The organism is Erysipelothrix enhydrae (assembly GCF_035066605.1).
Lineage (GTDB): Bacteria > Bacillota_I > Bacilli_A > Erysipelotrichales > Erysipelotrichaceae > Erysipelothrix > Erysipelothrix amsterdamensis.
In genome coordinates, this window is sequence record NZ_CP125807.1 from 814,361 (window position 1) to 836,054 (window position 21,694).

The following is a 21,694-nucleotide window of genomic DNA, read 5'->3' on the forward strand; positions in this document are numbered from 1 at the left end:
CATGAGTATTAATAATTTTGACGCAATTCAACTCGCTTTAGCATCCCCTGAGCGCATTCTAGAATGGTCTCATGGCGAAGTAAAGAAACCAGAAACAATCAACTATCGTTCACAAAAACCTGAACGAGATGGATTGTTCTGTGAAAAGATTTTTGGTCCTACAAAGGATTGGGAATGTTACTGTGGTAAGTACAAGAAAGTACGCTACCGTGGTGTTATTTGTGACCGTTGTGGTGTTGAAGTAACGAAATCAGCTGTACGTCGTGAACGTATGGGACATATTACTTTAGCTGCACCTGTTGCACACATTTGGTATCTACGTGGTATTCCATCACGAATGAGTTTATTACTAAACATTACCCCTAAAATTTTAGAAGAAGTTGTTTACTTCGTAAAATGGGTAATTGTCGATCCTAAGAAATCAGGATTACAATACAAACAAATTATTGATGACCGCGAATATCGTGAATACATCAATCAATACGGACCAAATGGTTTCGTAGCTCAAGCAGGTGGAGAAGGTATCAAATCCTTGCTTGAAAATATGGATTTAGAAAAAGAACGTAATGAAATTCTTGATTTATTGGAAAATGCTAAAGGTGATAAACGTAAGAAGTTAATTCGTCGTCTTGAAACTGTTGAAGCATTTATTAATTCTGATAACATGCCAGAATGGATGGTACTGACTGAACTTCCAGTTATTCCACCAGATTTACGTCCGATGTTACAACTTGATGGTGGACGTTTTGCTGCTTCAGATGCAAATGATTTATACCGTCGTGTTATTACACGTAATAACCGTCTAAAACGTTTACTTGAAATGGGAACACCACAAGTTATCGTTCAAAACGAAAAGCGTATGCTTCAAGAAGCTGTTGATGCATTAATCGATAATGGTCGTCGCTCAAAACCTGTTACAGGTGCCGGTGGACGTCCGCTAAAATCACTTTCACACAGTCTTAAAGGGAAACAAGGTCGTTTCCGTGCCAACTTACTTGGTAAACGTGTAGACTTCTCCGGTCGTTCAGTAATCGCTGTTGGACCGGATCTTAAGATGTATGAATGTGGTATTCCTAAAGAGATGGCAATTCAACTCTTTAAACCATTTGTAGTTAATGAAATGAAAGTACGTGGTATTAGTAATAATGCTAAAGCTGCTGAAAAACTTATTGAACGTCAAGATCCACGTGTTTGGGATATTGTTGAAGAAGTAATTCAAGATCACCCTGTGCTCTTAAACCGTGCCCCTACACTTCACCGTCTTGGTATTCAAGCCTTTAAACCTAAAATGATTGAAGGTCGTGCAATTCGTCTTCACCCTCTTGTAACGCCTGCGTTTAACGCGGACTTTGATGGTGACCAAATGGCGGTTCACGTTCCATTATCAGAAATGGCTCAAGCAGAAGCAGAATTGCTCATGCTTGGTTCACGTAATATTCTTGGACCTAAAGATGGTAAACCTATTGTTACACCATCCCAAGATATGGTTCTTGGAAACTTCTACTTAAACATGGAAGAAACTCCAGAAGAATTTGAAGAAAAAGCATTACAATGTGAAGCTCGTGGTGATGTGGAAGAAGGTGCTAAATGGCGTCGCTTTGGTGAAAACCAAGGTAAAGCATTCCGTGACATCAATGAGGCACAACTTGCTTATGAACATGATTTGATTCACTTACATACTCGTATTTGTGTTCGTGCATCATCACTTAAAAAATCAACATTAAGTGCAAAACAAAATGAGATGTATCTTGTTACTACACTTGGTAAATTAATCTTTAACGATATGTTCCCAAGTGACTTCCCATACTTAAACGAAGTTACACCTGATAACTTCAAAGCAATACCAGATAAATTCTTTGTTGCGATGGGACAAGATGTTCGTGAAATTATCAGTGCAATGCCACTGAATAATGATTTCAAGAAAAAAGATCTGGAAAAAATTATCAAAGAAATCTTTGATCGTTACTCAATTGATAAAACAGCAGAAATCTTAGATAACATTAAAGACTTAGGTTTCCGTTATTCAACAGTTGCGGGTATGACTGTTGCGTTAAGTGACATCAATGTTGCACCCAACAAAGAAAAATATGTTGAAGAAGGTAAAGAACAAGCTGCTAAATTAATGAAACAATACAAACGTGGACGATTAACAGCTCAAGAGTGGGAAGGTAAACTGATGACTCTTTGGGATGGTATTAAAGGACGCGTTGGTGCGGAATTAATGGACGAACTTGCTCGTAAAAACCCGATCAATATGATGGCGACATCCGGTGCTCGTGGTAACGTTTCTAACTTTACTCAATTATCCGGTATGCGTGGTTTAATGGGTAAACCTACTCAATCAAAATCAAAATCAGGCTATCAATCATCAATTATTGAAGTTCCAATCTACTCATCATTCCGTGAAGGTCTAAACGTTAGTGAATTCTTCGTTTCTACTCACGGTGTGCGTAAGGGACTAACGGATACTGCTCTTAAAACTGCGGAATCTGGATATCTTACACGTCGTCTTGTTGACGTTGCACAAGATGTCACAATCGTTGAAGATGATTGCTATAGCGATAACGGTTTCCTTGTAGAGGAAATTCTAGATCGTAAATCAAATACAGTTGTAGAATCATTACATGACCGTCTTGTTGGACGATACATTAAAGAAACAATTGTTGATCCAAAAACTAAAGAAGTTATTATCGAAGAAGACGAATATATCGATGAATTTGCTGCGAAACGTATTGTAAATTCAGGAATTAAACAAGTTCGAATTCGTTCTGTATTCTCATGTGAATCAAAACATGGTATCTGTAAAAAATGTTACGGACGTAACATGGCCACAGGTGAAATTGTTGAGGTTGGAGAAGCAGTCGGTATTGTTGCGGCTCAATCAATCGGGGAACCAGGTACACAGCTAACCATGCGTACTTTCCATACTGGTGGGGTTGCTGTTGCTGGTGGAGAAGATATCACTCAAGGTCTTCCACGTGTTGAGGAACTCTTTGAAGCACGTTCACCAAAACTAGGTGCTGCGATTTCTGAAATTTCCGGACGTATTACGGACATCCGTAATGCTGAAGATGGTTTCGGTTATATCATTACAGTTGCTAACGATAAAACATCTGTTGAACACCATACATTACCACATCAACCTGCTCGTGGCTGGTTAAAAGTTGGTTCTGAGGTTTCAGCCGGTGAAAAACTAACAGAAGGTTCTGTAGATCCTAAGAAACTTATGGAATATGCAGGGCGTCTCGATGTTCAAAAATACATTCTAAAAGAAGTTAAAAAAGTTTACCAAAGTGGTGGTATCGAAATCTCTGATAAGCACATTGAAGTTATGATTAATCAAATGATGCGTAAAGTTATCGTAATTGACGGACAAGACACAGGAATTTCTCCTGGAGTTCAAATGCACGTTGATAACATGACTCAAATCAATGAAGATATCCTCATGGAAGGTAAGAACCCTGCACGTTATCGTCCAGTGTTACTTGGTATTTCTAAAGCTTCTGTTGAAACTGAATCATTCTTATCTGCTGCTTCATTCCAAGAAACTACAAAAGTTCTTACGGATGCTGCAATCAAGTCTAAGATCGATCCACTCATGGGTCTTAAAGAAAATGTTATCATTGGTAAGAAAATTCCAGCGGGAACAGGTTCTGAATTATACCGTGAATCAACCGAAATGGTTAAAGAATTGGCAGAAATTAAACGCCAAGAACGTATTGACCGAAATACAATTGAAGAAGAAGATTCAGTTATCAGCGAAATTATTCGCGGATAATAGGACTTTAAAATCAATGCATTTCTAGGATTAAGCTCCTCCATTCAATAATACGAATGGAGGAGCTTTTTTTATATAGATATTTCATAAGAAAGGTTTATAATGATAAGATGGAGGCGTTACTATGAATAAAAAAGCAGAATTTACGATTAATCTTGTACGCGAAGCCGGCGAACGGATTAAAGACATGATGAAAGAAGACATTAATATTAGTTTAAAATCTTCAAGATCTGATTTTGTAACTAATGTCGACAAACAAACTGAGGTGTTTCTAGTCTCAGGTATTAAAGAAGCATATTCAAATCAAAATTTCTTAACTGAAGAAAAAACCGTAGAAACGATGGGACAAGATCATCTCTGGATTATCGATCCTATCGATGGAACCACAAACTTTATTTACCAAAAACAGAATTTCAGTATTTCTGTTGGTTACTACCACAAAGGGGAACCGGTTTTTGGAATTGTTTACGATGTGATGGCAGATGAAATGTTTGTAGGTATTGTTGGAGAGGGAGCATATCTAAATAACATAAAACTACCCATGCTTGATCAATCGATACTCTTAAAAGATTCTATTGTTTCAGGTGATGTATACCGTCCTGGTTTATTTAGCTTAAGACCTGAAGAGCTCAAACCCTTATTTATTACCCATCGATTTTTAGGGTCTGGAGCTTTAGAGGTTTGTCATATTGCGGCAGGAAGATGGCAGTCTTATGTCTTTCCAAGTCTAAAGGTTTGGGATTTTGCAGCGGCTGTTATTATCTTACAGTGTGTGGGTGGAACGTATCATTTTGGGGATTTGGAAGATGCCCTTTATTTTGATAATGAAGCACGTGTCTTTATTGCGGCATCCAATCAAAATATAAAAGAAAGCTTAAAAGCATTATTATAAGGAGAATCGTATGCAATCAAAATTAGTATTTGCGAAGCAGTTAGTTTATGAAGCAGGAGACTATGTTCGCGAACATATGAAAAAAGAATTAAATATTGATACCAAAACAGCTCGGAATGATTTTGTCACAAATGTGGATAAAGGAACCGAACAATTTTTAGCTGAACGTATTAATGCGAAGTATGAGAATCAAAATTTTATTACTGAAGAAAAAATGGTTGCGTCTACGGGCTTAGATAATTTATGGATTATCGATCCAATTGATGGTACCTCAAACTTTATATTTGAGAAGCGTAATTTTGCGATTTCTGTTGGATATTACGAACATCAACAACCTGTATTTGGCATTGTTTATGACGTAAGTCGTGATGAGATGTATGTAGGCGTAACCGGGGATGGTGCTTACCTTAATGATCGAAAACTGCCAATGTTATCGCAAACGATTACGTTAATGGATTCTGTTGTTTATTCAGATACGAAGACTTTAGAACTTATGTTTGGTGATGCAGTAAAAGCACATGATGAGTTTATGTCAGTTCGTTATATGGGTGCGGCTTCACTTGAAATATGTGGTGTTGCGGCTGGACGTCATCAAGTGTATCTTTCACGTCGTTTGAAGGTGTGGGATATTGCCGCTGCAACGATCATTCTTGAGGCAGTTGGTGGTGCATTCACCTACGATACATGCGATAATAAGATTATATTTGAAGACAAGAATTTTGAATTTATGTGTGCTGTAAATCCCACTGTGATTCAGGAATTAAAAGATAGGAGATAAGAGTATGGAATCTTATTTAAAAATTAATGATGAGGTTTCGCTGCGTTATGCAGCTGATTGTGTTGATAATCCAAAAGCAATAGTTTTAATTAACCATGGTTTCGCGGAGCATATTGGTCGATATGATCACGTCACGGAGCATTTTAATAAGGCAGGACTTAGTGTATATCGTTATGATTTAAGAGGTCATGGTCGTACAGACTCACCAAAGGGTCATATTGATTCATATTTATCATTTATCTCAGATTGCAATGAAATGGTTAAATTTGTTAAAGATGAGAATATCGGTGTCCCTGTATTTATGTTAGGTCATAGTATGGGTGGTCTCGTTACGACAATGTATGGTATTGCACATCCCTATGAATTAAAAGGTCAAATTTTATCAGGTCCAGCAGTAGCACCACTTCCACCTGTTGAAGGACATATGGGTAAAGTATTAAATGTCGTTGGAAAATCATTTAAGAAGATAAACATACGCAATGTTGTGGAAGATGATATCTGTTCTGTTCCTGAAGTTGTGAGTGATTATAAAAATGATCCCGATGTTCTCCATAAGGCAACTGCAGGTTTTATGCGTGAATTTTTAATTAAAGCACCAGAATTTGTTTCCAAGAATGTATCACGTTATCGCTATCCTGTTTTAATATGTCATGGTGAATCGGATAAGGTTGTTCCTATTGAAGTTGGTGAATGGCTTTATGAAAACATTAGTTCCAAAAACAAACGATTCATCGCTTATCCAGGACTTTATCACGAAATTCTTAATGAAACGATGTATCCCGAAATTTTGGATACAATGGTTGAGTGGATGTTCCTTCAGTTAAGCAAGTAATTCGGTACCCCAAGAAATGACCGATTTCATCTTTGTCTGTCGTCTATACTATGGTTGGAGGACGTAATATGAACACACTTGAACACTTACAAAATGCAATTGATTATATCGAAACACATCTTGATTCGTCATTAAAATTAGAAGATATTGCGATACATTCAAATTATTCACCTTACCATTTTCATAATTTATTCTCTGCCTTAACGGGTATGGGGGTTATGGATTATGTAAGGCGAAGACGCTTGAGTGATGCAGGGATGCTTTTTATAAGTCAGAAGGCTAAGGTTATTGATTTAGCGGTGCTTTATGATTATGAAAGCGCAGAATCATTTAGTAAGGCATTTAAGAAACAACATCATTACACTCCAAGTGAAATTAAAAAACGAAAAGGTTCGTTACAAACGACGTTTCCAATTAAAATCACACACAATCAAAAAGGAGCGGTTAAGATGAAGATGCGTATTGAAGAAAAAGAATCTGTAAATATAGCGGGGTATCAAAAAACATTTAGTTATGAAAACGGCGCGAATTTAAAAGAAATTCCAATGTTCTGGGATAAAATTAATCAAAGTGCCAAAGATCTTGATTTGTTTAAAATGAATAATCATAAAATAGAGGGTATCGTTGGTTTGTGTCAACAAGCTTCCGATGGTTTTATGACCTATTTAATTGGAACTTCTTGTGATTTTCAAGAGGGACTGGTGAATGTGGAATTACCTAAAAGTAGATGGCTTGTGTTTGATGCAGTAGGGCCATTACCGCAATCCGTGCAAAACACCTGGCGTGATATTGTTTCTCTATATTTACCAACGTGTAGCGAAGAGATTGATGGTTCAATGGATTTAGAAGTCTATTCTCAAGAAGATCCCAATAGTGAGACCTTAGTAACTGAAATTTGGCTTCGAATTAAAGCATAAAAAAACATCTCAGTTTGACTTAATGTCAGATTGAGATGTTTTTGTTTATTGTGGAGCGTTTAGTGATTAAGAATCTTTTCGTTTAAAGAGTAATCCAAGTCCAATAATCATAAATGCCGCAAAGGATCGAGTCTCGGATTGGATACCTGTTTTTGGCAGTGTTTCCAATTCGACATTATCGATTTCAGGTTTTATAATCGGTTTTGAAGGGTCGATGTTTGGTGTTACTTCGACATCCGGATTTGTTTCTGGTTTTGTTTCCGGTTTTGTTTCTGGCTTTGTCTCTGGCTTTGTCTCGGGTTCTTCTTTGATTTCTTTGAGTTCAAGATGATCGTAGGCAATCTGAAGTTGTTCTAAGCCTTCTTCAAGATTTTCTAAGGTGCGTTCTGTATCATCGATTGTTTTTTGTACACGAGTTCTTGTTTCGGTTAGGTTATTGCTTGACTCCTCGGTATATTTATTTAAATCAAGGGTATCGATTGTTTTAAAGAGGGACTTGATTTCTGAAATTACTTCATTTTCAAGTGCCTCAGTATCAAGTCTTAATTCAATAACACTTGATGCACCTTCTAGATCTTTCGTATTGATGGTGAACTGATTTCCATTTTGAGTGATGTTTTCATCCATTTTAATTACAGATTTGTAGGGACGGGTAATGGTTACCTGAATTTCTTCCTCTACATGTTTAGGATCACTTATCGCAATAGTTAATGTACGATTGTTTGTAGTATGTGCGGTAACGGATGCGGAACGATCAACACCGATTCCTTCTAAATCTGCACCATCAACACCCCAAACATTCATTGCGAAGGCATTATCTGTTTTGATTGCTTGGATTAAATTTGAATTCTCAAGGATTTCAAGTGTGTTGTTTTTTGCGTAGTCTTGAATTTGAGTTTCACTGCTGTTTGGTAACATTACGTATTCATAGGTATCATTATCAACAGATTGACCATGGTTAATACCCAGTTTAAAGAAGTTAGAGCTGTATTCAATTTTGTCATCAAACATTAAGTTTTGATCTACAAATTTTCCACTGTCTACGGTTTTACTTATGTCTACATTGGTTTTTGAAGGGAAGTAGTATCCAAAGGTTCCTTTTTCCCCATTATCAAGTGTAACGGTATCACCAGTATTGACTGTTAAGTGTTTGGTATTGGTGATTGCTGAATTGTTATGTTTAATTTGTGCAGTTTCATCAACTTTACGGTTTTCGATGGTTGTTTCAATAGATGTTGGCGATGTTCCTGTGATGTTTGTTCCCAGCGCTACAATCGCATCATCTAAGAAGAACCATGATTTTTGAGCACGAAGGTCCATACCATTATTAAATGTATTTGTGTTGTAGTACATTCCTGCACTTCCAATTTTACCAGTTGATGAACCACCAACCCATGCTTGTTTGGATAGTTTTCGGTGGAGAGCTTTGTTTGCTAATGGACGTGTATCAACAGTTGTTCCTGGAAGGCGATATTTATCAACTGCTGCCCAATAGGTACCATCATATTGATCAATGTCGTTGTCTGTGTACAGATAGAGCATACCACTTCCCGTATGCCATCCTTGCATGTTTTCGTTGTTTATGGATTCATAGTTTGAAATTCGTTTTGAGAACATGCTGAGTGCTGCGGTATAGTCGTGGTTACGATTTACAACGCGATCCATGGATCCATATATTTTCACATGTTGCGTTGCCTCAAGTGTTTGGATGGATTCATCTTCAAAAATTTGTTTGGCTTTAACTAAGGATTCGAAATCACGAGTACGACTAAAGTAATCGTGGTAACGATCCGATGCGATAATCCATTCTTTGAGGTGTTGTTTGTAAGTAGATTTAAGTGGTTCTGGTGCTGCATCAGCAATCAAAATAATATTTGCGATACTTTCTTTACCTGTATCAAATTCTTGTGCAGTTGGACTCATGTACGGTGCTCGCGAAACACTACGTCCATTTACCATGGACATCATTTTCCCTTTATACATTAATGGGATATATCCTTCATCAATAAGTGTGTAAATATTTTGCATGGTAGCAGGATCCATCGCCCATGGTGTATCCGCAACGATTGAGGCAATTTTTCCAATGCCCTTTACGAGGTCGTTTCCATAGGTTCCAAGGTATGCAATATCTTTATGTTGTACAAGTGATCCATCTTTATAAAGACCATCACCCGATGATACATATTGAACAACTTCCGGCATTTCTTGATTTACATAATCAAGTAGGGAAGCATCTTGCTTCATAATACCTACGCCTAAAGTGATTAAGCCTACATCCGTTTTATTTGCTCCGGTAGCAGGTGCACCGTTGAGTAAGGTTGTAAGGTTTGTGTTATATACTTCAATTCCTTTTAAGTAACGTGTGACATCATCTTGTTCGATATAGTCATTTATGATGGATAAGATATCAAGAAGGCGCATTGGAATCCCAATTTGCCAGTCCCACCAGTTTCCATGAGTTTTAACGGTGAATGGACTTCCATACATTTGATCGTTAATTAAAAAATCTAATTGTGTTGTGATGAAGTTTAGTGTCGCTTCATCTTGGTAGTATTGACTGCCATAGGTACCAAAGGCAATTGCTATGGATTTTAGATTTGTAAACTGACGTGTATTGTGAGCAGCTATAGTTTTGTTGTCTTCATTACCCCATGGAAATTCTGGGTTCGGATTTTTGTCGAGTGTGTTAAAAGCTTCATCTGCTTTCCCATCCACAACGCGAATATAATCTTGGATGTGTTTATCGTTTAGATTGATACCTTCGTCACCGACTGCACGTTTTTGCCATCGGGATTCCATCGTGATAAAGTGTGGGTCAAGATTATCGTCTTTGATATCGATTGTAACAGTTTGTACGGTTTCTGAAGTATCTTTCGATTTGATAATGATTGTGGATTTTCCTTCTTTAAGTCCAGAAATAAGTCCGTTTTCAGAAATGCTTGCAATCGCTGGTTCGGTAGATTCATAGAGATAGTGGCTCTGTGGATCATTGAGGTACGAAGTAATAAATTTTCGATGGCCTTTTTGTATGGTGAGAGCCAAGTCTTTTGGGTTTACCGGTTTACTTTCGGCATTAAAAAAAAGTGGTTGTTTCTCAGTGATTGTTGTCGGTTCATCTGCATGAATTAACATTGCATTAGAACTCAGTACGAGCGCAAGCCCGGTACAAAGTATTGTCTTGGTGTGTTTCATGGTATCCTCCCTTTTGAATACGCTTACAGATGAATTCTACATTTTCCCATGATATTGGTCAATCGCTCCATTGAATTCTATAAGTGTTTGGTTGAAAAGTGAAAATGATATTTTCAAAAAAAATTTAGGAAATCCTATAGATAAAGTTTAGTTAAAAGTGGATATGGTTGAAATAACATGAGATAATAAACACAATATGTGATAAGGGGATGTTGGATGATAAAATATATGCAAGAACATAAATATGGTGTTATGGGTGTTGCACTTGCAGTCACCTTATTAGGTTTAGCGATGATGGCTTACATGATGTCAGGAGCAACAATTCGTGCAGTTGACGATGAAGTTATTTTGGTGGAGAAAGATAGTGATGTGGCGTTATCAGTTCTACATGACAAAATCGCGGTAGATCCAGAAACATCTGAGTATGATGTCGTTGTTGTAAGTGATAATGGAGAATTATCTGTACAAGATCATAATGATATGGTGATTCAGAAGCGTAAACTCGATCTTAAACCGAAAGGAATCTTAGTTGAGAATGATATCAAATTACGTGTTTTCTTAAAAGAAAATCCAAAACGTGATGTTTATTTGAAGGTTAAAGTAGAAGATACGATTGCTCCTAAAGTGATTGTTTCTTATGAAGGAAATACAGTAAAAGAAGATGAATTATCGATTCAGGTAGGTTCATCAAAAATTACTGCGGTGGCAAAGGATTATGCATTTGGATCACTCACAGAGTCATTGAAAGTAAATGTGAAAGGTTCCATTGTTTATGATGAAGCAGGAACTTATGAATTAATCTATAGTGCTGATGATAAAACAAATCAAGTAGAGCGAAGTATCAAGGTCAAGGTACTAGAGGAAGATGTTGAGATCGCGACAGAAACAGAAAAACCGACTGAGGATGAGAAAACAGAAATACCAAATGATTATGATAGTGGTACATCCTCAGTGGTAGATTCACATTCTGAACTTGTCTTAGTAAATAAGCATCGTTCTTTATCACGAGATTTTTATCCAAACTTAAGTTATATTCCAGCGGAATACGCCGTTAGTGAGGGTTATGAAGCAACACCAAATACCGTATCATCATTCGTGAAGATGGTCGATGCACTTTATGAGGAAACGGGATTATGGTTGTTAGCGACGTCATCCTATCGTGGCTATGATTTCCAAGAAGAATTGTATACGAATTACGTTGCGTCACATGGGCAAGCACAAGCGCATCTAATGTCTGCACGACCTGGCCATTCCGAACATCAAACAGGTTTAGTTATTGACGTAGTGACACCAGGTGGGAATATGTTTGCATTCTCGGAGACCCATCAATCTTTATGGGTAAATCGTAATGCGCATCGTTTTGGTTTTATCGTACGTTATCAAGCTGGTAAAGAACATATAACTGGGTATCAACCTGAAGCATGGCATTTGCGATATGTTGGTACTAAAGCAGCAACTGAAATATACAACAGTGGTCTTACACTGGATGAATATTTGAAACAATAAAAAAGCCTATCACATTAAAGTGATAGACTTTTTTTTACTTAATACCAAGTTTTTGCTTGTTCATTGTTTCTTTTAATTGCATGCGCCCAGGATGTCTTCGACTCATGCTTTGTTTGATTTGATTTGTGAAAGAGTCAATGCGCTTATTTGCATCACGCAAGTCATAATACTCAGTTACAGTCTCATCATAATCACCCATGGCGTCAGTGATTGAGGTAGACTTGGGGTATGTATTCTCAAAATGCATGAGATGTTGTGGCATGCGCGGCTTGAGTTGTGGTTCTTGATTTGGATAACCAAACCCGAGTCCGAGAACTGGAAAAACGTATTCTGGTAGCTCTAGCACGTCAATAATTGCTTGCGCATCATTGAGGATACTCCCAAGAAAAACACCGCCCATTCCCATGCTTTCGATGGCTACCATCGTATTTTGAGCTGCAAGGATTGCATCCGTATAACCAATCATCATGCGATCAAAAGTCTGAAGCACTTCGATATCTTCAATGTTTCCTTCCTTCGCAATGGTTGCATTACGATGTTGATCAATAACGAAAATAAATAAGTGTCCAACATTTTCAATATAAGGTTGTGCACCAATTGATGCGATTGCTTTTTTCTTCACTTTGTCTGTAATACTGATAATCGAATAAGATTGCATGTAGTTACTTGTGGATGTCGCTTGTGCGACGGAAACCAAGGTATCAATAATTTCTTGTGATATTGGCTCATCTGTAAATTGTCGTATGGTACGATGGTTAAGTTGTTGTTTAATTGTGTTATTCATAATTCCTCCTTGAGATTATTATACCATGGGGGGCATATTGTTGGCGCTCCAATCGCTTAATAGATACAATAAGAATCTAAGAGGTGAAATGTGATGAAAGTACAAGTATGGTCCGATTTTGTCTGCCCGTTTTGCTATGTGGGAAAAAGACATTTGGAAGAAGCAATAAAGCAATTAGATAAAGATATAGAAGTTGAATTCATGAGTTTTGAATTAGATCAAAATTACGTTGATAATCCAGATTTAAATATTCATGAAATGTTGGCCCAAAAATATAACATATCCGTTGATGAGGCACGTATGAATAATGAGCGTGTTGGTTCAATGGCTCAAAGTGTTGGTTTAAATTATGATTTTGATGCAATGAAATATACGAATACATTTAAAGCGCATAAAGTATTTCAGTATGCGAAGTTAAAAGGTTTAGGGAATGAGTACAGTGAAATGTTAATGGACGCATATTTTTCAAAAGGTGTCTATTTGAATGATTTGGATGCATTAATTGAAATGGGTGCTTCAATAGGGCTTGATGCGGAGGGTATTAAACATGCCTTTGAATCCGACGAATATGGATTAAGTGTGCGTCAAGATGAACAATGGGCTCAAATGATTGGGGCACGTGGTGTTCCGCATTTTGTGATTGATGATCAAGTATCATTATCCGGTGCTCAACCGATTGAAACCTTTAAGTCTGCATTACAACATGTGGAAACACTTAATGCTCAAAAAAATGACTCAATGATGTGTACGGACGGTGTTTGTACCATTGATTAAGAAAGCTAGTTAATCTAGCTTTTTATTTGCACTGAGTACCAGAAATCGTTAAGATATAAGTGGATGGAGGTTCTTCTATGAATAAACGTAAATCTATACAAATCGGTATCGTTATTCTTGTTTTTATCATACTTGATATCTGGTTTGGAAATACTTATCACTATATGGATATTGGATCCATGTTATATCTCAGTACATTTATTTTAGTGATTGCAGGTATTTTATTTATTGACCGAGAAAACTATAAAAAATTCTTTAATACCTTTGGAGTCATTGTTGGGATTTTTGCGGTTGTTTTCTTAGTCGGGAGTGTTACATCATCACGAATGATTAATGCGAAACGTTATGCAAATGTTTTAGGTCAGGTAAGACCTGTGGAATTTAAAGACTTATACGGTGAAGATCACAACATTGAAGTTTCTTATGTTGATAAAGATTCGGCACTCCTTTCTGCAGAGAAAAAAATGGGAGAGTTGAGTGAGGTATCCTCTCGTTTTGATATTAATACGAATGAATTTACTCAGATTAACTATCAAGGCAAGATGGCTCGTGTTGCGCCTTTCGTTTATGCAGATACCTTTAAAAAATATACGAACTTCTCAAGTGGTGTTCCATATTATGTTCTCGTAACAACAGGAGATGGGAATATGAATGCGAAGTCGGAGATTGTAACGTTACCTTCCCCGATTAAGTATTATCCGGGAGCACCGTTACAATACGATTTAAGACGTCATGTTGCGTTGCATCATAAATTTAGTTATCTCGATGATTGGAATTTTGAGATTGATGATACAGGTCATCCTTACTGGATTGTACAATCGATTACAAAGCGTGTCGGTATTTGGGGCGCTAAAGATATGGATTCTGTAATTGTTGTGGATGCGGTATCGGGAGAAACTGCTCGATATGAGCTTAATGAGATTCCTGAGTGGGTAGATTCTGTTTACCCAACTGATATGATGTTATCTCATGCGAAAGATCATTTCACACTAAAGGGCGGGTATTTTAACTCCTTTATGCAACAACAAGGTGTGATGGCTGTTGACCAACAAGAGGGTTCATATAACTATGTAAGTATTGATGATGAAATTTATATCTTTACAGGAATTCGGCCAATTAAACTGGATTCAAGTTCTACAACGGGTCTCTTATTTATGAATAAGCGAACCGGAGAGACACTTCAAATGGATTTACCAGGTGTATCCATTACTGCAGCAGAGATGACTTCAGTGGGTTCGATTCAAGAAAAGGGATATACACCTACAACCCCAATTCTTCAAAATGTAGGGGGATTCCCAACATATGTGATGTCTCTAAAAGATACCTCCAGTGTTGTACGCGGATTCTCAATGGTTAATTACCAAGATTATACAAAGTCTGCAGTCGGTGATACCTATCAACTTTCTGAGAAAAACTATCTCAACGTTATGGGAAATCAAGTGGGTATCGTTCCTGAAGAGATTGTGGAAAAAACAGGTGTTGTTTCAGATGTAAAGCAAGTTATTATTGATGGAAATACACACTATTTCATACGTCTTGAAGGTGAAGAAGCCATATACCAAGCAAATTTAATTCTTAGTGATGAACTTGCATTCTTAACTAAAGGTGACAAGGTAATGATTACCACCAACGGTTCTAAGATCGTATCCTTTGAAATTGTGAAAGAGAAAGTAAATAATTAAAACAAAACACCATCATTAAACAGGAACTGACCTAGTTCCGTGGGACTAAAGAAAAAAACCTCTTGTATGAGAATTATTGTAAAATAGTTCAATATAGGAGGTTTTTATATGGGAACACGAACTATGCATAGCTATGAGACAAAGATGAAAGTTATAGAAATGAAATTGGCAGGATAATCAAGCAGGTTTATTCAGACTGAACTCGGAATAAAAAATGTAACTCAAGTCAAAACATGGTGGAGATGGTATCGAAATGGTGAACACTATCGATTTTCTCAACCTGTAGGCAAGCAATATACTTTTGGAAAAGGGCCTGAAGGAGACACGGTCGAAGAAACACAAAGACTTAGAATTAAATCTTTGGAGCAACAAATTGAACTATTAAAAAAGTATTTGGAAAGAGAAAGGATGTGGTTCCTGAAATAATCATCGAGCTCGTTGAAGAGTATCGCAACACTGTATCTATTAAAGATATCTTGAATCTTTTTGGGGTACCTAAGTCAACGTATTACCGTTGGACTTAAAAAGAGCAACTAGAGTCTAATAATTATTCTGTCAATGTAGCATTAGTAATTGAACTTTGTAAAGAAAATAAATTTCGTTATGGATATCGAAAAATAACTGCATTAATTCGAAAAGAAAGAATTATCAATAAGAACACTGTTCAAAAGATAATGCAGAAACACCAATGTCAATGCCGTGTTAAGGTCAAACGGTATCGAAAAAACAAAAATCCGAAGATCATTATGCCCAATATCATCAATCGCGACTTTAAATCACTACGTCCTCTAGAGAAATTGGTGACAGATATCACTTACATCCCTTATGGCCATAAGATGCTCTATTTATCAACAATCATGGATTTATATAATGGTGAGATTATTGCGTCTGCATTGAGTGACAGACAAAACCTAGAATGTGTGGTTGATACATTAAATCAACTTCCGGATATCGTTCAGCCATGTATTCTTCATTCTTATCAAGGAAGTGTCTATACATCAAAAGAGTATCAACTTAGAGTAAAAAATAAAAGCATTACCATGAGTATGTCCCGTAAGGGTACACCCGCTGATAATGCTCCTATCGAATCGTTTCATGCCTCGCTAAAGTGTGAAACATTCGAATTAAACCCAGACCTAAAGGGTTCTACTGAAATTGTATCACAAACTGTGATAAACTATTTAAAATATTACAATGAAAATCGAATACAAGAAAAGCTAGGATATCAATCTCCCGTAAATTATCGGTTGACTTCGTCCTAACTTGGTTTTTTCTTTAGTCCCACGGAACTAGGTCAGTTCCACATGATGGTGTTTTTGTATTCGTTAATGTGTAATCTAAACTAAGATTCAAATTCTAATATCAAGGCTTCTTCTTGTTTCTCCTCTTCAGCAAGGTTAACGATCCATTTTTCTTTATTCACAAATCGTAATGCAAGCATCATTTTTAAAACATCTGTGGATTGACCAATAATATAGAGCCATAGAATGCTTAAGTCTGTTGTGTATGTGGCAACACCAACAGCTACGAGGTTAACACACCACATATATCCTGAGTCCAGCATTAGAGTAGAACGTGTATCACCACCAGCACGCAGGATGAAATAACAGGTTGTATTAATTACATAAATACTAAACAGTGGTGCTTGAATTCGTAAGAATGTTTGAGCGGTCCACATTGCTTCAGCAGATACGGAATATATTTTTGGAATCATAAAGGTCGATCCTAAAAGTAAAGTTCCAAATACAGCACTCAGAATTACACCAAAACCAAGGAGTCGATATCCATTTTCGCGTGCTTCATCAAGTTTGTTTGCCCCAAGAGGTTGTGAAACGAGAATGGTAATCGCGACGGACATTCCAGCATTCATGGTAAAGAACATATCTGATACCGTAGTCGCAATTGAATAACCGGAGATAACTTCAGCACCACGAGTTGCGTAGAATCGAAGTAATAATGCCATCCCTGAAGCCCAAAGAACTTCATTTAAAGCAAGTGGGAATGCTTTTGCGGTAATTCGCTTCACAAGAGTTCTAGAAATATCAAACATATCACGAATTCGTGTTTTAAACGCATAATTTCCAGTAACGAGGAAATAACTAATAAACGTTAACTCAACACATCGTGCAATAAAAGTACCAATAGCACCACCAAGTACACCAAGACGTGGCGCACCGAAGTTACCATAAATCAAACAATAATTAAAACAGAAGTTTGTAATCATTGAAATAACACTTGCGACAAGAGGAGTTTTTGAATCTCCTGTTGCTCTCATTGAACCTGCAATGGCCAATGTAAATAGGTTGGGAATAAACGCCAACGCACATACGTAAATATATCTCATACCTTGCTCTATTACTTTTGGATCTTTTACAAAGAACCGGATAATATTTCCTGGAAAAAGTAATGCGAGGATGACGAATGTACTCATTATCAACATAGATGTTAGAATTGAAAACCGGAAAGTTTGCTTCATATGTTCTTCGTCTCTTGCCCCGAAGAATTGAGCCATAAATACAGCTGATGCAGCAATCACGCCATTGGTTCCAAAAACAGCGATAATAAAGTAACGATTTACGGTGGCAACACCCGATAATGCATGGTCCCCGAGCTGACCAATCATCAAGTTGTCTAATAAGTTTACAGACGTACTGATAAGTTGTTGTAGCATTAACGGAATTGCAATAAATAAAGCCTTTTTGTAAAAGTCTTTATCGCCTACAAATCGCTTTAGATTCATCGATTCGACCTCCTTCTAAAAACGCTAAGACTATCATATAGAAAGAGCAAGATAATATCAATTAAAAAACACTATTTCATCACATTAATTTAACATTTAATACAGTTTTCAAATACGCAGCCTTAAAATCACGTATACTATAAATAAAAAGGAGCGAATACGATGATTAAAATTGTGATGATGGTTGGAAGTTTACGTAAAGGTTCTTACAATATGATGCTGGGAAAACATATCCAAAAACGGTATGCCGATCAGTTAGAAATTGAAATTTTAGATATTGATGTTCCAAACTACAACGGAGATTTGGATAATCCAACAGATACACCGGAAAAGGTAAAGGTTATGAATCAAAAAATTCATGATGCTGATGCAGTATTTATGATTACTCCAGAGTATAATCATGGATTATCAGGTGTTTTGAAGAATGCTATTGATTGGGCAAGCCGTACCCAACCAGGACTTAAAAATAAACCAGGTTTAATTGCGTCCTGTTCAATGGGACAAACGGCCGGAGCGCGTGGGTACTTAAACCTTTATACAGTACTTGATACAATGCCAATGTGGCTCTTACCGGGGAATGATATTCTTATTGGTGCAGTTCATACGAAATTCGATGAATCAGGGATGTTAATTGATGAGGGTACTGTAACGTTTATTGATGGTGTCATGAATCAATTTATAGAATATTATAATCAAGTAAAATAATAACGGTTGAGTGGTATTTTATGGTCATTGCAATCGTAATTTTTAAATGATACGATTATTTTCGAGGTGTCTATGAAACCAATTAAAGTATTATTTGCCCATGGTGGTACGCTTGAAAAAGCAGGTACTGAAGCGTATATGATGAGTGTGTTTAGAAATGTTAATCCAAACAAGGTACATATTGATTTTCTTGTTTTTGGATGCAAGGAAGGCCATTATGATAAAGAAGTCATAACAAAGGGTGGAAAGATTTTTAGAATTCCTTTAACACCACAAGAATTTTTTGGTAATTATCCTTCACGTAAAACAATTCTAAAAATGCTCGAAAAAGAGCAATATGATATTATTCACAGTCATATGAATGCATTGAATCCATTGTTGTTTCGATCTGCTCGAAAAATAGGGATTCCATATATGATTTCTCATTCTCATGGGAGTCGTCATTTTGTTGACAATGTCTTGCTGATTAAATATAAAGATCAATTAATGAAGAAAATTCCTGATTATGCGGATGTGCTTTTAGCGTGTTCAAAAGAAGCAGGAGATTTTCTTTATCCAGACCATGATTATACAATCATGAATAACGGTATTGATCTTGAACAATACGAATATAATGAAGTAACACGCAAACGATTGCGTAAAGAATTAAAGTTGGATGATCAATTGGTATTTGGTCATATCGGACGGTTTAATTTTCAAAAAAATCATAAGTTCCTAATCGAAGTTTTTGCGGAAATTTTAAAAACAAAACCCAATGCGATTTTAGCGCTAGCAGGTGAAGGAGAGTTGCTTGATGATGTGAAGAATCAAGTTAAAAATCTTGGAATCGAAGATCACGTTAAGTTTCTTGGGTTAAGGGATGACATTCCGGATGTATTGCAGGTTCTCGATGTCTTTATGCTACCTTCTGTTTTCGAAGGCTTACCTTATGTATTAGTAGAGGCGCAAGCTGCAGGACTTTTATGCTTTGCATCCGATACGATCGATCGTCAAAGTGCTTTGACCGATAACTTTCACTTTCTACCAATCGATAATCCCCATGAGTGGTCGGATTACATTGTTGGGCATTTAGACTATGAGCGTCGAAGTACCCGGGAACAATTGATTGAAAAAGGATTTGATGAAAAAATAAACGTAAAAAAACTAGAACAGATTTATCTAAATTTAGTTAAGAAATAAGAGTGTGACATACGCTCTTTTTTTGTCGCATTTGCAATCTTGAAAAGATACACGATAAAATAGTAAACAGTGGAAGGTCGTGGATTATGAAAAAATCAGAGGTTTATTGGAAGTTGTTTAAATCATCGTTTCATTTAAGTGCATTTACGTTTGGTGGCGGATATGTCATCATTCCGTTGATGCGGACTAAGTTTGTGGAAGAATTAGAATGGATTGAGGAAGAAGAGATGATGGACCTGATGGCGATTGCACAATCGTCACCGGGGTCTTTAGCGGTGAATGCATCAATCTTAGTGGGATATAAAATCGACGGAATCATAGGTGCTATGTTTTCCATTCTCGGTACAATCTTACCGCCGTTAATTTTACTTACAATAATTTCTCAGTTTTATGCAGAGTTTAAAGCGAATGTGTTTGTGAATGCTGCGTTACACGGTATGCAAGCGGGTGTTGCAGCAGTCATTGTGGATGTTGTGATGTCGATGGCGCGTCAAGTATTTAAACTTAAGCGTACATTGCCCGTTGTTATAATGGTTACGTCTTTTATTGCAGCGTATTTCTTAAAAATTAACGTGCTTTATATTATTATTGCTGCAGGTTTTATAGGAGCCTTGCATCAAGGTAGTACTTCGGAGGTATCGCAATGATTCTTTGGGAACTTTTTATTTCTTTTATGCAAATTGGACTTGTAAGTTTTGGTGGTGGTTATGCTGCCCTTGCGCCAATTCAAAGTCAAGTCGTTGTAGGTCATGGTTGGCTTACGATGACTGAGTTTACTGATTTAATTACAATTTCGCAAATGACCCCTGGACCGATTGCTTTGAATGCAGCTACATTTGTGGGGCTAAGGGTTGCGGGTATTCCGGGTGCTGTTGCCGCAACATTGGGTAATATTTTTCCATCGATTGTGATTGTACTGTTTCTTGCAACGATTTATTACAAATTTAGTGACGTCACCATCATTCAAAATGTCCTGGATGGACTAAGACCTACGGTGGTAGCTTTAATTGCTTCAGCGGGGCTTACAATCCTTATTACAGCGTTTTTTGGTGAAGGTGCGATTGCCTTTAGTCAATTTGATGTTTCAAATGGTTTTTTGTTCGTGATTGCAATCATCGGTTTACAAAAATTTAAGCTGGATCCGACGAAGATAATTATTTTAACAGGGATTCTAGGAATTGGTGTGATGCTTCTTGAAAAACTATGATGCAACAAGATGTGTCTTTACGTTTGAGGAGCCGTTTGATAGGCTTTGACTATTAGGAGGCTTTATGAAACTTAGTGATAATTTAAAACGATTACGAGAGGAGAAATCTCTTACTCAGGAAATGGTCGCACAGTCTTTAAACGTATCACGACAAGCCGTTTCAAATTGGGAACAAGGCAAACGGTATCCCGATGCGATTATGTTGATACAGATATCAGAGTTTTATGGTGTACCTGTTGATGATTTACTAAAGTCGGATAGGGAGTATGCAAAGGCATTGGTTATTGATAAGGCTCGTTTCGAAGAAGTGTTGTTGATAGGAACTCAAATCTTAATGATGATTGCGATCTTTTTTTGGAATGATGTTCCAGGAATGGTTTTTATATTTATGGGATGTATTCTTGTATCGGCTTTTACCGAAGAAGTTTGTGAATATATCGAATGGGGCTTAAACAATATTAAAATTAAAAAATGATTGGCAACGATCATTTTTTTTGTTTTTTATGACAAAATTGCACGAAATTCAAGAAAGTGTGAGTATTTAGGTGTGAAGGCTTTGGTATCTTGCTTTTTAGGAAGAAAGCACATTTAAAACTGCATCAGTTTATACATAAAAAGTCTTTGTAAATGTCCTACAACCGTAAATATAATTGATTACAATATGCTTAGCGTGAGTTAATAGGCTCACAAATTTAATAGAAAAAGAAAGGGGGATTGCAGAGGTTTAA

General features: G+C 36.8%; 16 protein-coding genes and 1 pseudogene. 14 read left to right on the forward strand and 3 right to left on the reverse strand.

All coding sequences use genetic code 11. The features are described from left to right. The first annotated feature begins 1 nt into the window (after position 1). From rpoC to LLS04_RS04070, 5 genes are all read left to right on the forward strand, one after another. A complete protein-coding gene (gene rpoC / locus LLS04_RS04050; RefSeq protein ID WP_323612075.1) occupies positions 2-3,778 on the forward strand; it encodes a DNA-directed RNA polymerase subunit beta' in 3,777 nt (1,258 codons plus the stop codon). A 124-nt stretch (positions 3,779-3,902) separates the two neighbouring features. Next, the gene (locus LLS04_RS04055) at positions 3,903-4,670 is read left to right on the forward strand and encodes an inositol monophosphatase family protein (RefSeq protein ID WP_323612079.1); all 768 of its coding nucleotides are present in this window, start codon (positions 3,903-3,905) and stop codon (positions 4,668-4,670) included. A gap of 10 nt (positions 4,671-4,680) precedes the next feature. Next, a complete protein-coding gene (locus LLS04_RS04060; protein ID WP_323612080.1) occupies positions 4,681-5,448 on the forward strand; it encodes an inositol monophosphatase family protein in 768 nt (255 codons plus the stop codon). A gap of 4 nt (positions 5,449-5,452) precedes the next feature. Then, positions 5,453-6,280 carry an alpha/beta hydrolase gene (locus LLS04_RS04065; RefSeq protein ID WP_323612082.1) on the forward strand — a complete coding sequence of 276 codons (828 nt, stop codon included), beginning with the start codon at positions 5,453-5,455 and terminating at the stop codon, positions 6,278-6,280. A 68-nt stretch (positions 6,281-6,348) separates the two neighbouring features. Then, a complete protein-coding gene (locus tag LLS04_RS04070) occupies positions 6,349-7,197 on the forward strand; it encodes an AraC family transcriptional regulator (RefSeq protein WP_323612083.1) in 849 nt (282 codons plus the stop codon). 66 nt (positions 7,198-7,263) lie between these two features. On the opposite strand, the gene LLS04_RS04075 is transcribed toward LLS04_RS04070, so the two are convergent. After that, positions 7,264-10,389 (reverse strand): polysaccharide lyase family 8 super-sandwich domain-containing protein, encoded by a 3,126-nt coding sequence (locus tag LLS04_RS04075; RefSeq protein WP_323612084.1) that lies wholly within the window; start codon positions 10,387-10,389, stop codon positions 7,264-7,266. Positions 10,390-10,605: 216 nt separating this feature from the next. On the opposite strand from LLS04_RS04075, the gene LLS04_RS04080 reads away from it, so the two are divergent. Then, complete coding sequence (locus LLS04_RS04080; RefSeq protein ID WP_323612085.1) at positions 10,606-11,895, forward strand: M15 family metallopeptidase; 1,290 nt, start codon at positions 10,606-10,608, stop codon at positions 11,893-11,895. A 34-nt stretch (positions 11,896-11,929) separates the two neighbouring features. On the opposite strand, the gene LLS04_RS04085 is transcribed toward LLS04_RS04080, so the two are convergent. Continuing rightward, positions 11,930-12,679 (reverse strand): NADPH-dependent oxidoreductase, encoded by a 750-nt coding sequence (locus tag LLS04_RS04085; protein WP_323612087.1) that lies wholly within the window; start codon positions 12,677-12,679, stop codon positions 11,930-11,932. A gap of 93 nt (positions 12,680-12,772) precedes the next feature. Here LLS04_RS04085 and LLS04_RS04090 point away from each other — a divergent pair, with 93 nt between their 5' ends. The 3 genes and pseudogenes from LLS04_RS04090 to LLS04_RS04100 all read left to right on the forward strand — a co-directional run bounded on the left by LLS04_RS04090 (position 12,773) and on the right by LLS04_RS04100 (position 16,397). Continuing rightward, the gene (locus LLS04_RS04090) at positions 12,773-13,453 is read left to right on the forward strand and encodes a DsbA family oxidoreductase (protein ID WP_323612134.1); all 681 of its coding nucleotides are present in this window, start codon (positions 12,773-12,775) and stop codon (positions 13,451-13,453) included. Positions 13,454-13,530: 77 nt separating this feature from the next. Then, positions 13,531-15,135: a hypothetical protein gene (locus tag LLS04_RS04095; RefSeq protein ID WP_323612089.1), complete on the forward strand. Its 1,605-nt coding sequence runs from the start codon at positions 13,531-13,533 to the stop codon at positions 15,133-15,135. Positions 15,136-15,243: 108 nt separating this feature from the next. Continuing rightward, positions 15,244-16,397 (forward strand): annotated as a pseudogene (locus LLS04_RS04100) (IS3 family transposase). 80 nt (positions 16,398-16,477) lie between these two features. On the opposite strand, the gene LLS04_RS04105 reads toward LLS04_RS04100, so the two are convergent. Next, the gene (locus LLS04_RS04105) at positions 16,478-17,875 is read right to left on the reverse strand and encodes an MATE family efflux transporter (protein WP_323612090.1); all 1,398 of its coding nucleotides are present in this window, start codon (positions 17,873-17,875) and stop codon (positions 16,478-16,480) included. A 162-nt stretch (positions 17,876-18,037) separates the two neighbouring features. Between LLS04_RS04105 and LLS04_RS04110 the strand changes: the two genes are divergently transcribed. The 5 genes from LLS04_RS04110 to LLS04_RS04130 all read left to right on the forward strand — a co-directional run bounded on the left by LLS04_RS04110 (position 18,038) and on the right by LLS04_RS04130 (position 21,441). Beyond that, on the forward strand, positions 18,038-18,580 hold the full coding sequence (locus LLS04_RS04110; RefSeq protein ID WP_003775841.1) for an NADPH-dependent FMN reductase: 543 nt from the start codon (positions 18,038-18,040) through the stop codon (positions 18,578-18,580). Positions 18,581-18,652: 72 nt separating this feature from the next. Continuing rightward, on the forward strand, positions 18,653-19,759 hold the full coding sequence (locus tag LLS04_RS04115; protein ID WP_323612091.1) for a glycosyltransferase family 1 protein: 1,107 nt from the start codon (positions 18,653-18,655) through the stop codon (positions 19,757-19,759). A gap of 86 nt (positions 19,760-19,845) precedes the next feature. Then, positions 19,846-20,406, forward strand: coding sequence for a chromate transporter (locus LLS04_RS04120; RefSeq protein WP_003775838.1), 561 nt, complete (start codon positions 19,846-19,848; stop codon positions 20,404-20,406). Beyond that, positions 20,403-20,966, forward strand: a complete 564-nt coding sequence (locus LLS04_RS04125; RefSeq protein ID WP_323612092.1) for a chromate transporter — start codon at positions 20,403-20,405, stop codon at positions 20,964-20,966. The genes LLS04_RS04120 and LLS04_RS04125 overlap by 4 nt, the downstream gene beginning before the upstream one ends. Positions 20,967-21,030: 64 nt before the next feature. After that, the gene (locus LLS04_RS04130; RefSeq protein ID WP_323612094.1) at positions 21,031-21,441 is read left to right on the forward strand and encodes a helix-turn-helix domain-containing protein; all 411 of its coding nucleotides are present in this window, start codon (positions 21,031-21,033) and stop codon (positions 21,439-21,441) included. Positions 21,442-21,694: the final 253 nt, after the last annotated feature.

Bases quoted from the DNA above. Each gene is read 5' to 3' on its own strand.
- rpoC (WP_323612075.1), top strand. From the start codon at position 2: ATGAGTATTAATAATTTTGACGCAATTCAACTCGCTTTAGCATCCCCT.
- LLS04_RS04065 (WP_323612082.1), top strand. From the start codon at position 5,453: ATGGAATCTTATTTAAAAATTAATGATGAGGTTTCGCTGCGTTATGCA.
- LLS04_RS04130 (WP_323612094.1), top strand. From the start codon at position 21,031: ATGAAACTTAGTGATAATTTAAAACGATTACGAGAGGAGAAATCTCTT.
- LLS04_RS04090 (WP_323612134.1), top strand. From the start codon at position 12,773: ATGAAAGTACAAGTATGGTCCGATTTTGTCTGCCCGTTTTGCTATGTG.
- LLS04_RS04085 (WP_323612087.1), bottom strand. From the start codon at position 12,679: ATGAATAACACAATTAAACAACAACTTAACCATCGTACCATACGACAA.
- LLS04_RS04110 (WP_003775841.1), top strand. From the start codon at position 18,038: ATGATTAAAATTGTGATGATGGTTGGAAGTTTACGTAAAGGTTCTTAC.
- LLS04_RS04055 (WP_323612079.1), top strand. From the start codon at position 3,903: ATGAATAAAAAAGCAGAATTTACGATTAATCTTGTACGCGAAGCCGGC.
- LLS04_RS04095 (WP_323612089.1), top strand. From the start codon at position 13,531: ATGAATAAACGTAAATCTATACAAATCGGTATCGTTATTCTTGTTTTT.
- LLS04_RS04115 (WP_323612091.1), top strand. From the start codon at position 18,653: ATGAAACCAATTAAAGTATTATTTGCCCATGGTGGTACGCTTGAAAAA.
- LLS04_RS04075 (WP_323612084.1), bottom strand. From the start codon at position 10,389: ATGAAACACACCAAGACAATACTTTGTACCGGGCTTGCGCTCGTACTG.
- LLS04_RS04080 (WP_323612085.1), top strand. From the start codon at position 10,606: ATGATAAAATATATGCAAGAACATAAATATGGTGTTATGGGTGTTGCA.
- LLS04_RS04060 (WP_323612080.1), top strand. From the start codon at position 4,681: ATGCAATCAAAATTAGTATTTGCGAAGCAGTTAGTTTATGAAGCAGGA.
- LLS04_RS04105 (WP_323612090.1), bottom strand. From the start codon at position 17,875: ATGAATCTAAAGCGATTTGTAGGCGATAAAGACTTTTACAAAAAGGCT.
- LLS04_RS04070 (WP_323612083.1), top strand. From the start codon at position 6,349: ATGAACACACTTGAACACTTACAAAATGCAATTGATTATATCGAAACA.
- LLS04_RS04120 (WP_003775838.1), top strand. From the start codon at position 19,846: ATGAAAAAATCAGAGGTTTATTGGAAGTTGTTTAAATCATCGTTTCAT.
- LLS04_RS04125 (WP_323612092.1), top strand. From the start codon at position 20,403: ATGATTCTTTGGGAACTTTTTATTTCTTTTATGCAAATTGGACTTGTA.